Origin of the sequence: Streptosporangium sp. NBC_01810 (genome assembly GCF_035917355.1) — a bacterium.
Taxonomy (GTDB): Bacteria; Actinomycetota; Actinomycetes; order Streptosporangiales; family Streptosporangiaceae; genus Streptosporangium.
On sequence record NZ_CP109070.1, the window covers coordinates 5,123,289 to 5,132,996 of the forward strand.

Below are 9,708 nucleotides of genomic sequence, written 5' to 3' on the forward strand. Positions count from 1 at the left end.
CGAAGGGGGGAGGGTGGCCCGGATTGCCCCGGGCCGGGGCGGGTTAGAGGGTGGCGAGGGCGGCAGCGACCGCCAGGTCCTTGGAGGACCAGGTGGTGTTGTCCTCGCCGGCGATCGAGGCCAGGTCCACGCTGGCCGTGTCGATCCAGCAGCCCTCGGTGTCGAGCACCAGGCCGGTCGCGGGGTGGTGGATCTGCCAGCCGCCGTGGTCGCAGGGGACGACCGTGATCTCGCCCATCTGCTCGATGTCGTCGGTGAGGGCGTTCGCCCGGCGGGGCATCCGGTTGGCGGCGGCGTAGGCGGCGCGGCGGTCCTCGACCGACAGGTCTCGGATGAGCTGGTCGCGGGCGCCGGCGGGGAGTTTCGCGAGGAGGGCGGCGGCGATGATGTCAGCGGCCTGCTGGTCGGTGATGGTGGCGGTCATTTCGTTCTCCTCTGTGTGCTCCCTGCCGATGACCCAACACTATCGGATTTGGCTTATCCGACAAGCCATAAATGGCCTAGTCGAAGAGTTGTGACCTATCCGTGACTAAGCCACTGGTGGCTGGACAAGGTGACCACTCGTAGTACGCTGACGACGTGACCAAGAGGCATGACATCGTCGGATACGCCGAGATCATCGAGCGCGCACGCGAAGACTTCGGCGCCGAGTTCCCGGTAAGCACCGTCCGCAACTGGGAGAAGTACCGCCGCGCCTGGGTGGCCAAAGGCTCCCCCACCCGCAGCGAGACACGCCCGCGAGAGACGCCCATGCCCGAGCCTGCGACCACAGTCAATGGCGCACCCGGCTGGTCCTGGCGAGAGGTCAGCAAGTGGCTGATTTCCAGCGGGCGAGTCAACGAGAAACCTCCCGCCGAGGACTGACCGCGCAGCAAGCTCTTTCCCGCGCTCTCACTCCTCCGCCTCCTCCGCGAGGAGGTCGCCCTGCCCCTCGACGTCTCCGCCGGCCCGGGGGTGAACTGACACGCCCCGTGAGCGCGGAGCGGGGATGAGACCGAGCTTCTTCGCGCAGCAACGCCCCCACCCGAAGGCGACCCACTTCGGGTCGGTGAGCATCCGAGGGCACGCCCTGCACTTGACGCGGCGGGGCGTGCCCTCCTCGGCGAACAGGGTCACCGGGACTCCGGAGGAGCATCAAGGAGCGCGAGAGCGGCGCCGGGCTTGCATTCCCCCGCCACCCCAAGGATCGTTTCCGCGATCAGGTCCGCGGTCTTCGGATCCGTCTCCGCGAGGCGACGGGCCAGGGCAGCGACACGGGCGAGCGCTTCCTGGGCGCCGTCCAGCGCCTCCTCGGCAGCGTGGGCGCCCTCCAACTCCTCATCTCGGACGGCCAGAACGGCGTCGGCGATGGCATGCGGGGTGCAGTAGGCCCACGCGACCGCCGACGCGTACCGGTCGCGGAGCGCTCTCCTCTCGGGGTGTACCGGCTTGGGGGTGTCCCGGCATGTCGCGCAGCCATGCCGGCAAGCGGCAGCGTTTTCCCGGTTCTGGGAAATCGGCTGGTCAGAGGCTCCCGACAGGATCGCCATCGGGTGGCCCGCGTCCCAGCCGAGCAGGTTCGCTACAGCCGCCAGGGAGCGTGGGCTGACCGGCGTCCCCGACTCCACGCGCTGCCAGGTGTTCTGCGACATCCCAGCCCGCCAAGCAGCGACTTCCTGGGTCGGAATGCCGAGTTCTCGGCGGCGGTCTCGTACGGCTCGGGCGAGTGCGGGCCAGTCTTCCTCGCGCTGGCGGAGGTCGTCAGCCATGGTGTGCGCCCTTCCCGCCGCGCCCGCTGTACCAGGGCAGGGCCAAGCCGTCGCTCTCCTTGCGGGGCACGATGTGCAGGTGCAGGTGGAACACGCTTTGCGTGGCCTCACGCCCTGCCGAGGTGATGATGTTGTACGGCGGGACGGCCAGCTCAGCGGCGGCGCGCATCACGACCGCCGACACGGCGGGGTCCTCTGCCGCGTCGGCGACGTGCCGCTTCGGGATGACGAGCACATGGCCGTCGGTGACCGGGTTGAGCGGGCGGATCGCGAGCGTGTCGTCCCACTCAGCGACGATCCTTGCTGGGGCTTGTCCGGCGACGATCTGGCAGAACACGCAGGCGTCAGGCATTGGGCTTCTCCGTTCCAAGAGCGGCAAGCAGCGCGTTGAGCCCGTCCACCTCGCGCAGCAGGTTCGTGCCGTCTCGGTTGACGTACGCGTCGAGGTCGGCACGGGCTACGACGACCAGGCCGTGCTCGGCGAGAGCGGCCAACACCCGGTCGGCGATGGTCTGGCGGCTGGTCAGCTTCGCCCACAGGCCGACGGTGCGGAGGGCGGGGCCGACGGCGTTGAACGCGATGGCGCGGGCGCGCTGCTCAGGTGTCACGGCTGGTCTCTGGGGTGTCGAGGGCAGGCATCAGGAAGCCTCCCCGGACTGGTCAGCGGGTGCTCCCGCATCAATGCCCAGCTCGTCGCGTAGGCGTCGCAGCCGCTCCCGCGGCCAATGGGCGAGCCGGGTCTCATCGGCCAGGCTCCGCATCCTCTCGGTGCCGGACTGGTGAACGGCGGCGAGGATGCGCAACCACGCCACATCAACCCACTCAGTGACGGAGTGGGGGTAGCAGCGGTGCCGGGCTGCACGTTCGGAGCCAGTGGTGGGCGGGCAGCCGACCTCGATCAGCGGGTAGGAATAGCGGCCGATCAGCAGGTCACAGTCCGGGTGGCCGTCGATGCCTGAAGCGATTGCGGCGACGGCCGATTCGGGGCGGTCATACTCGGCCTCGGTGGTGATGGCCGGGTCGTGGGAGAGGCAGAGAACGCGGTAGATGCTGCTCACCGGTGGTCTTGTCCTTTCGGGGTGCCCCGCCCAGACGTGCAGGGCGGGGCGGAGAGGGGGTGGGTCAGGCAGGGGTGTAGAACTCGCCGGTGGAGGTGAAGACATCGCGGCCTCGCAGGGCCAGCCGGTGGCGGTGCCTTCGTCCCAGCAGACCGCGCACAGCCACGCATTCGGCTCGCCGTCGCCGTCCCAGCGCGGGATGTGGAACCGGCCCGGGAGCTGCTCTTTCTCCTCCAGCGTCAGATCAGTCAGCGCTTCGTAGCCAGGGTGGTCGGCGGCTTCGAGGAGAACCGCTCCGAGTCCGGCCGCCTGGCAGATCCGCTCAGCGAGGCTGCGGGTGTACCGGGCTGACGCGTGGTAGGCGTCGCCGTCGTTGATGGTGAGGGTTGCGCAGCCGTTGTTCGTCTGCTCGCAGTCCGCGTTCGCGGCGATGCGGAGCTGGGCGCCGTTGTGCCCGATGTGGGTCGTGGTGGTCTCGTGGTTCGACATTCAGGGGGTCCTTGTCGTTGATCTTGTTGGGGGTTGGGGTGCCTGCCCGGTAAGACACCGGGCAGGGGGTGGGTCAGGCGGAAGTGGTGCGGATGCGCTTGGGCTCGACGCGCTCGGTGTCGTCCACCGCACCGAGGCCGTTGAGGATCTCCACGAGTCCGGCGAGCGTGGTCGGCTTCGCATCGCCGACCGTCTTGAAGAACTCTGGGATCTGCTCGAACGCAGCGAATGCTTCGTTGAAGATGCGGAGGCGGATCGAAGGTCGCCTTGGGCCAAGGTCGGCCTCCTCGGCGATGAACTCCCAGGCGCAACCTCCGCCTCGGGAGCTGGCCACGATGCTCAGTCGCGGGACGTCGATCACTCCGGGGACCTTCGCGTACCACGCCTCGTGGGCGATGACGTAGGTCAGGTAGCAGTCGTTGGGCAGGTCCATCAGGGGTTCCTTTCGGGGAGTCGGGGCAGGGCAGAGCGGGTCAGTGGAACTCGGCCGCGCAAGCCCCTACGCCGTGGATCTCGCCACAGCCGAAACAGCGGTCATCCGGGTCGGCGACCTTCGCCTTAATGTGGGCGAGGTGGTCGGCTCGCGCCTGCCAGTACTCGCGGTCAGGGCCAGGGCCGACGACCTCGCGGAGGCTGCCCGACTGCCAGCGCCCGCAGGAGCAGGAGAGGACGGTCCACCTGCTCCGGTTGCGTCCCATGCCCTGGTAGCCCCAGGTGGCCGACATCTCGTGGGCGGCGATCACGGCTGCATGGGCAGGGCACCCGTGGGAGTAGTTGATCTTGACCCAGCCGGGGGTCTCCGCCAGGGCGGAGGCGTCACAGCTGGCGTCGCAGTGCCACACGGTGAACGTGCGCGCGGTCACAGCCAAACCTCGTCGTCGATGTCTGGCTGGCTGACTTCATGGCGGGCACAGCCGCAGTCGTCGGACTCGGTGCCGTGGCACTTGCCGGTCGCGCAGTCACCGCACGTCCCGTCATCCCAGGGCGCGAGGCCGGACGGGGCGGGTGCCAGCGGAGTGGCGGCAGGCAGGTCCAGGCCATCGAGCAGCCCGTCGAAGTCAGCGGCGCGCTCGCTCAGCACCCGGACCGCGGACACGGGTCCGTGCTTGTGGGCGATGAGCAGGACGGCGCGGACGAGTTCGGAGAGCAGGTCGGTGTTGCGGGCGCACTCCCGAGCAGCAGCAGAGGACCGGTGCAGCTCAGGGGCGATGACCGCGGCGCACACGCCGGCGATCGCTCCCGTGTCGCCCTCGATCCATACGACCTCGTTGTCCCGGCCCTCTCGGGCGCTTCCGGCCCAAGTGATCGGCGCCCGACAGTCGTCTTCGGAGAGTCCGCATTCGCCATCGCAGGCGTAGGCGGAGGCCTTGAATGCGTCGTTGAGACGCTGGCGGAGGTCGGTCATCGGAGCCCTTTCATAGCTGCTTGTCGATCTTGTTTTCGGTTGGAGCCCCAACCTGCGAACTGCTGCGCGGCTCAGAAGGCCGTAGAAGCCCGGACGAATCCGGGTGGAAGCCGTAGACCCGAGACGCGTGCGCGCCGCTCTACGGCATCACTGGGGGCTCTCCTGAGGCATCTGAGACAGGAGAGGCGAGAGCGACCCCCAACGGGAACACCTCGTCCACGTACTCCAGCGCCACCCGCCACTCCAGCGGGTCGGAATCCACGTCGCTGGCGTTGAGCCAGCGCTCGGCCACGTCCTCGCTCCACTGGGAGGCCGTGGCGTCGTCTCGCTGGATCACCCCGTAGGTGTCCCCTACGCGGATGACCAAGACGGTGCCGTCGGCGGGCTCGGGCAGCAGGTCCGCGAGGTGGCGTTTCGTGCTCATCGGGCTTCTCCTTCGTTGATGTTGTTGGTGGCTTCCCGGCGGGCGAGCATCCGCCCCTTGATCAGCTCCTGCGACGGCGCCACCCAGCGATGCCAGCCCACCGGCGGCTTCCACCGCTGAACGTGCTCACGCGCCTCTACGCCGCAGTAGGCGCAACCATTCGGGGTCGTCATCGGGGCTCACCTCCGGGCTGATGGCGCGGTGTCCACCGGGTCTCGCCGGGCTTGATGTCGAACTCCCGGCGGAGGGCACGCACCTGGCTGACCGGGATGCTGAGGTGGGCAGCGATAGTCGGATCGTCGCGGCCGAGGTGGGCGAGCCGGGCGATGAGCTCGGCTATGGCCTGGCGGGATGCGTCGTTGAGGCGGGTCATGCTTTCTCCTCAGCTTCACGATCTTGGGCGGGGTCCGGAGGACCAGGACGAGACAGCAACTCCGCGAGCGTCCCGATCAACTGCCTCATCGCGGGCACCCACACCGGGACCAGGCCGGGCTGAGCCCAGTCCGTACCGCACGTACACACCAGGTCATCCGGGCCGTAGCCCGGCATGCACCCCTGGCATGCCGGGCACGGGTCAGCGATCTCAGCGATGGTCATCGACTGCCAACCCGAGAGCGGATACTCCACTGTTTGGCTGCGACAGGACCGTCAGCCTCACACCAGACAACGTGATCGTTGAGGAGCAGCGCCCAGCCTCGGTGCTGGATAGGACTGAGCTCCCCGACGCCGAGTTGCCCGAGCATTCTGGCCATCAAGTCACCGCCGTCACGTTCGGCGAGGGCTACGAAGGGAGAAGGGCAGGTGAAGATCTTCAGCCGCCCGTAGCCTTGCCAGTAGACGTGGGTGTAGTCCACTGCTTGTGCGACCCATGAGGTGAATTCCCGCGTGTCACTCCCGGCCGTGGTCAGCTTGAACTCGACGCCAAACACGGGTGCATCGTCCTTCCATGCCGAAGCGTCTCGGGGCTTCATGACCGCGTCGATGCGGAGTCGGCGTCCACCACAGTGCGCGCCCCACACCTCGCGATCGACGTGGAACCACTGGCCGAGGTAGCTCAGCGCCCACTCGGCGCGCTCCTCGGTCTTATGCACCGGAATTGGCAGTCGGGGCCTAAAACGGAGGGGCATCAGGGACGCCTCCGTTCGCCCACGGGTCTGCGGCCGGAGCCGACGACGAAGCGCGATCCGCGGGCTTGGCCCAGCGGAGGTTCGCGCCGGCGGCTTCGACCCGCACCTCGATGCGGGACTTCTTCTCGCCGTCCGTCTCCCAGTTGTTCTGGTAGGCGGCGCCGGTGACGACGACCGCGGAGCCCTGCCGGAAGTTCTCACACACCTGCTCGGCGAGCTGGTCCCACGCGGTGCACGGCCAGAACGTGGTGTCGACGTCTTCCCACTGGTCGCCGTTCTTGCGGCGGCGGGAGGTGGCGACGGTGAAGCGGGCCACGGCCTTGCCTGTGGGCGTGAACTTCAGCTCGGGGTCGCGAACTAGGCGGCCGTTCAGGGTGATCGGTGCAGACATGATCAGTTGTTCCTTCCGTTGGGTTCCCAGCCCTTGGGCGGGGTGTGGATGCGGTCGGGGGCGATCTGCCATGGCCAACTTCCTTCGCCGCCCCAGGTGAGCTGGGTTGGCCAGTCGCGTTGGTCGCGGGCTCCGCGCCACGCCTTGACTTCGACCGTCCGGCACGGTTCTCCCGGGTCGGGCTCGTAGGCGGGGGCGATGCCGAATCCGAATTCAGGCCAGCGCAGAAGGAGGCTGGAGCCCACAGGTCGGACGGAGCGGTTCTTGCCCTGCTCTCCATGACCGGCGTGGGCCTCGATGACCATGGCGCAGTTGGCTGCGGTGCGGGCCATGTCGAGGATGCCGACCGTGTGGCGGGCCGCGGACTCGTCGTTGATGTTCCCCGCGTGCAGCCGGTAGAAGGGGCCGATGAACAGCACGTCCGGCTTGTGGGCGGTGACACGCTCCAGCAGCCAAGCCGCATCGTCCGGGCGGGAGACGTCAATTCCCGCGGGCTTGTGGATCAGGCGGAGGGCGCCGTCCGGAACGCGATGCCGGGAGCTGATCGACAGGTCGGCGAGTGGCCGGAACTTGCGGCGCGACTGCTGCTCAGAGTTCTCACAGTCGATCAGCAGGACCCGCATCTTGGGGATTTCGGTCCACTTGAACGGGTGAAGTCCTGCGGCGATCATCACGGCCATCTGGCGGATCGCCATGGACTTGCCCAACCCCTCGAAGCCAGTCCACACCAAGCGGTCGCCGCGCTCCAGCAGGCCGGGGACAACCCAGTCGTACTCGGCGTCCTCGACCGCGAGGAACTCCCACAGGTCCGGCGCAAGATCCGGCTTGATCTCGACCTCGCTGGTCCAGATCTCCACGAAGTCCTGGAGTTTCTTGCCCGCAGCGATGTGATCGGCGGCGTCCTTGCCAACCACAGGCTCGTAGATGCGGATGGATCGGGCGATCCCGTGGAGCATGTCGCGCACCTGGCGAGCGTGGGCGTGGCCGGGGTCGTCTCGATCACAGATGATCGTGACGTCGGCGTCGCGGAACATCTCGCAGTACTCGGCACGCCACTTGCCACCACCACCGGGGTTGCAGGTCGCAACGAGCTGGTGGGATTCGAGAGCGTGGACGTCCTTCTCGCCCTCGACGATGAAGATGACGTGGCCATCGCGGATGCCCTCGATGACCTTCGGCAGCCGGTACAGCACCCGGCGGGTGTCACCGAGCCGCCAGTTCCAGCCCTTCGGCCGGGACAAATCCGGCACCCGGCAGGGGAACTGCTTGTCTGCCGTGCGGAGCACCTGGTACAGCAGATTGCCCTGCTCGTCGACGTAGTCGTAGACCGCGATGGCGTCGCCCCGCGGGGTCCACTCCCCCTTGGGTCGGGTGTCCTTCTCGCTGGCCTTGCAGACGTCAGCCCAGGTGAGGCCGATGCCAGCGAGGATGTCGTCGCGCTCGCATCCTGCGTGACAGTGGAACACCACGGGGTGTTCCTTGCCGACGGTCAGGGACAGACTGGCTTTCCCGTCGTCGTGGGCAGGGCAGCGGGCCATGAAGCTGCCGTGCTGGGCGCGGACACCTTCGAGCTTGGGCAGCACGATCTCGCGGAGGATGTCCATCAGTTGTTCCACCACCCTCCGCCGGAGGGCTGGTACGTGACGTCCTCGCGGGCTGGGGCCTGGTCTTTCCAGCGTTCGCCGTTGATCCACGTGGCAGGGTGGGCGATGAACTGCTGGTCGCGGGACCGGGTGGGGTCCATGCGGAATCGCTCGGCGCCGACGATGACGTCCTCGGGGTCCACGCCGTCAGCGACGGCTTTGGCCCATGCCTTTTTGGCGTGGCCCTTGCCGACCTTGCGGGGGTAGGTCTCCCAGAATCGGGCGAAGCCGGGGTCGTCATCTCCGACGCGGCGCGAGCCGCGTTTCCCCCTCTGGGGGGTAGGGGGGTTATTTCCCTGCTCCCTGCTCCCTGCTCCCTGCTCAGGGCCGAAGGTCTCCGGAGGATTCGCGAGGGTCTCCGGAGATTCTCCGGAGGATTCGTCAAGGGTCGCGTTGTCGCAGGCCAGCATGAACGCGATCGCTTCCTCGCGCTCGATGTCCTCCTGCGAGGGGCGAACATAGCGAGGCTTGCCGGGGTGGGACACCTTCTGGTGTTCATCCCAGCCTTTGACGAACAGGAGAGCCTTTCCGGAGGCTTCGTAACGCACGATCAGGCATGCCTCGGAGAGTCTCTGGAGATCCTCGCGAGTCCTCACGAGAGCTTCCATAGGGTCGTCTTCGAGCGGCCAGATAGCCGCGGTGATGAGTCGGACGTTGTCCGCCGCGACTCCGTTGTCGTCGACATGCGTCCACAGCCCGATGAACGTGAGGCGGGCCGACATGGGCAGTGCGGCGATCTTCTCCGAGGTGAAGAAATCCGGCTTGACGGATCTGATCCGCGCCATCTACTTACCGCCCTTCGAGCCGACGATTTCCGGCCTGGGCGCACGGGTCATGGTGAAGGTGCATCGACCTTCGTTCACACCCGTCGCCACGGTGGCCGGGTAGTACAGCGGGTGGTCGCCGCCGCCCTGGTGGCGACAACCGATACGCCAGCAGCGCCCGTCTTCTTCGACCCAGGTGAAGTTCTGGCATCCGCCACAGTCGGTGAACCACACCTCGCGGCTGTCATCGGGTGCGCGCCAAGAGGCTGCGTCTCCCGGGCCGGCGGCTTCGAGGATCACGACGTGGACGTGACGGAACCAGTCGGGCCAGTCTGTGTCCACCTTGAGGGTGTCACGCAGCTCGATGGCCTTGTCCAGGCGCTCCCAGTGGGGGCCTTTCACTTCTGCCCACGTGTGCAGGGTCGGCAGGAAGAAGTCGGGCAGGTAGAACTGTCCGCTCGGCAGCTGGAGAGCCATGGGCTCGTAGTTCCAGTACAGGCCGACGGCGTCGAACGTTGCCGCCCAGTCAGCTTCGAGACTGCTGCGGAACTTGATCCCCTTGTAGGTCAAGGGGACGGCCTTGAGGTTCAACGAAGGTGGGACCTTCCTTGCTTGTGCGCTAGCTGTGAAGGGAGGGACAGCGCTCTCTAGATTATACG

The 9,708-nt window shown here is 67.5% G+C and carries 18 protein-coding genes; 1 reads left to right on the forward strand and 17 read right to left on the reverse strand.

All coding sequences use genetic code 11. From position 1 onward, the window contains the following. Window positions 1-43 precede the first annotated feature (43 nt). A complete protein-coding gene (locus OIE13_RS22505; protein WP_326646638.1) occupies window positions 44-424 on the reverse strand; it encodes a hypothetical protein in 381 nt (126 codons plus the stop codon). Window positions 425-579: 155 nt separating this feature from the next. Between OIE13_RS22505 and OIE13_RS22510 the strand changes: the two genes are divergently transcribed. After that, window positions 580-864, forward strand: a complete 285-nt coding sequence (locus tag OIE13_RS22510) for a hypothetical protein (RefSeq protein ID WP_326646637.1) — start codon at window positions 580-582, stop codon at window positions 862-864. Window positions 865-891: 27 nt separating this feature from the next. On the opposite strand, the gene OIE13_RS22515 is transcribed toward OIE13_RS22510, so the two are convergent. From OIE13_RS22515 to OIE13_RS22590, 16 genes are all read right to left on the reverse strand, one after another. Then, window positions 892-1,116, reverse strand: coding sequence for a hypothetical protein (locus tag OIE13_RS22515; protein ID WP_326646636.1), 225 nt, complete (start codon window positions 1,114-1,116; stop codon window positions 892-894). After that, window positions 1,113-1,748 carry a helix-turn-helix domain-containing protein gene (locus OIE13_RS22520; protein WP_326646635.1) on the reverse strand — a complete coding sequence of 212 codons (636 nt, stop codon included), beginning with the start codon at window positions 1,746-1,748 and terminating at the stop codon, window positions 1,113-1,115. The genes OIE13_RS22515 and OIE13_RS22520 overlap by 4 nt, the downstream gene beginning before the upstream one ends. Next, the gene (locus OIE13_RS22525; protein WP_326646634.1) at window positions 1,741-2,100 is read right to left on the reverse strand and encodes an HIT family protein; all 360 of its coding nucleotides are present in this window, start codon (window positions 2,098-2,100) and stop codon (window positions 1,741-1,743) included. Before OIE13_RS22525 ends, OIE13_RS22520 begins: the two co-directional genes overlap by 8 nt. Next, the gene (locus tag OIE13_RS22530) at window positions 2,093-2,356 is read right to left on the reverse strand and encodes a hypothetical protein (protein ID WP_326828704.1); all 264 of its coding nucleotides are present in this window, start codon (window positions 2,354-2,356) and stop codon (window positions 2,093-2,095) included. The genes OIE13_RS22525 and OIE13_RS22530 overlap by 8 nt, the downstream gene beginning before the upstream one ends. A 30-nt stretch (window positions 2,357-2,386) precedes the next feature. Beyond that, window positions 2,387-3,295 carry a hypothetical protein gene (locus tag OIE13_RS22535; RefSeq protein WP_326828705.1) on the reverse strand — a complete coding sequence of 303 codons (909 nt, stop codon included), beginning with the start codon at window positions 3,293-3,295 and terminating at the stop codon, window positions 2,387-2,389. A 73-nt stretch (window positions 3,296-3,368) separates the two neighbouring features. Next, window positions 3,369-3,728, reverse strand: coding sequence for a hypothetical protein (locus OIE13_RS22540; protein WP_326642966.1), 360 nt, complete (start codon window positions 3,726-3,728; stop codon window positions 3,369-3,371). Between the two features lie 40 nt (window positions 3,729-3,768). Then, window positions 3,769-4,158, reverse strand: a complete 390-nt coding sequence (locus OIE13_RS22545; RefSeq protein WP_326642968.1) for a hypothetical protein — start codon at window positions 4,156-4,158, stop codon at window positions 3,769-3,771. After that, complete coding sequence (locus OIE13_RS22550) at window positions 4,155-4,700, reverse strand: hypothetical protein (RefSeq protein WP_326828706.1); 546 nt, start codon at window positions 4,698-4,700, stop codon at window positions 4,155-4,157. The genes OIE13_RS22545 and OIE13_RS22550 overlap by 4 nt, the downstream gene beginning before the upstream one ends. A 139-nt stretch (window positions 4,701-4,839) precedes the next feature. Beyond that, window positions 4,840-5,124, reverse strand: a complete 285-nt coding sequence (locus OIE13_RS22555) for a hypothetical protein (protein ID WP_326828707.1) — start codon at window positions 5,122-5,124, stop codon at window positions 4,840-4,842. Beyond that, complete coding sequence (locus OIE13_RS22560) at window positions 5,121-5,297, reverse strand: hypothetical protein (protein ID WP_326828708.1); 177 nt, start codon at window positions 5,295-5,297, stop codon at window positions 5,121-5,123. The genes OIE13_RS22555 and OIE13_RS22560 overlap by 4 nt, the downstream gene beginning before the upstream one ends. Beyond that, the gene (locus OIE13_RS22565) at window positions 5,294-5,497 is read right to left on the reverse strand and encodes a hypothetical protein (RefSeq protein WP_326828709.1); all 204 of its coding nucleotides are present in this window, start codon (window positions 5,495-5,497) and stop codon (window positions 5,294-5,296) included. The genes OIE13_RS22560 and OIE13_RS22565 overlap by 4 nt, the downstream gene beginning before the upstream one ends. 220 nt (window positions 5,498-5,717) lie before the next feature. Further along, window positions 5,718-6,215 carry a hypothetical protein gene (locus OIE13_RS22570; protein WP_326828710.1) on the reverse strand — a complete coding sequence of 166 codons (498 nt, stop codon included), beginning with the start codon at window positions 6,213-6,215 and terminating at the stop codon, window positions 5,718-5,720. Window positions 6,216-6,234: 19 nt separating this feature from the next. Then, window positions 6,235-6,642 carry a single-stranded DNA-binding protein gene (locus OIE13_RS22575; protein ID WP_326642980.1) on the reverse strand — a complete coding sequence of 136 codons (408 nt, stop codon included), beginning with the start codon at window positions 6,640-6,642 and terminating at the stop codon, window positions 6,235-6,237. 2 nt (window positions 6,643-6,644) lie between these two features. Continuing rightward, a complete protein-coding gene (locus OIE13_RS22580) occupies window positions 6,645-8,246 on the reverse strand; it encodes an AAA family ATPase (protein WP_326642982.1) in 1,602 nt (533 codons plus the stop codon). After that, complete coding sequence (locus tag OIE13_RS22585) at window positions 8,246-9,070, reverse strand: hypothetical protein (RefSeq protein ID WP_326642984.1); 825 nt, start codon at window positions 9,068-9,070, stop codon at window positions 8,246-8,248. The genes OIE13_RS22580 and OIE13_RS22585 overlap by 1 nt, the downstream gene beginning before the upstream one ends. Further along, window positions 9,071-9,640, reverse strand: a complete 570-nt coding sequence (locus OIE13_RS22590) for a hypothetical protein (protein WP_326642986.1) — start codon at window positions 9,638-9,640, stop codon at window positions 9,071-9,073. Window positions 9,641-9,708: the final 68 nt, after the last annotated feature.

Bases quoted from the DNA above. Each gene is read 5' to 3' on its own strand.
- OIE13_RS22505 (WP_326646638.1), bottom strand. From the start codon at position 424: ATGACCGCCACCATCACCGACCAGCAGGCCGCTGACATCATCGCCGCC.
- OIE13_RS22520 (WP_326646635.1), bottom strand. From the start codon at position 1,748: ATGGCTGACGACCTCCGCCAGCGCGAGGAAGACTGGCCCGCACTCGCC.
- OIE13_RS22525 (WP_326646634.1), bottom strand. From the start codon at position 2,100: ATGCCTGACGCCTGCGTGTTCTGCCAGATCGTCGCCGGACAAGCCCCA.
- OIE13_RS22535 (WP_326828705.1), bottom strand. From the start codon at position 3,295: ATGTCGAACCACGAGACCACCACGACCCACATCGGGCACAACGGCGCC.
- OIE13_RS22540 (WP_326642966.1), bottom strand. From the start codon at position 3,728: ATGGACCTGCCCAACGACTGCTACCTGACCTACGTCATCGCCCACGAG.
- OIE13_RS22550 (WP_326828706.1), bottom strand. From the start codon at position 4,700: ATGACCGACCTCCGCCAGCGTCTCAACGACGCATTCAAGGCCTCCGCC.
- OIE13_RS22555 (WP_326828707.1), bottom strand. From the start codon at position 5,124: ATGAGCACGAAACGCCACCTCGCGGACCTGCTGCCCGAGCCCGCCGAC.
- OIE13_RS22560 (WP_326828708.1), bottom strand. From the start codon at position 5,297: ATGACGACCCCGAATGGTTGCGCCTACTGCGGCGTAGAGGCGCGTGAG.
- OIE13_RS22565 (WP_326828709.1), bottom strand. From the start codon at position 5,497: ATGACCCGCCTCAACGACGCATCCCGCCAGGCCATAGCCGAGCTCATC.
- OIE13_RS22575 (WP_326642980.1), bottom strand. From the start codon at position 6,642: ATGTCTGCACCGATCACCCTGAACGGCCGCCTAGTTCGCGACCCCGAG.
- OIE13_RS22580 (WP_326642982.1), bottom strand. From the start codon at position 8,246: ATGGACATCCTCCGCGAGATCGTGCTGCCCAAGCTCGAAGGTGTCCGC.
- OIE13_RS22585 (WP_326642984.1), bottom strand. From the start codon at position 9,070: ATGGCGCGGATCAGATCCGTCAAGCCGGATTTCTTCACCTCGGAGAAG.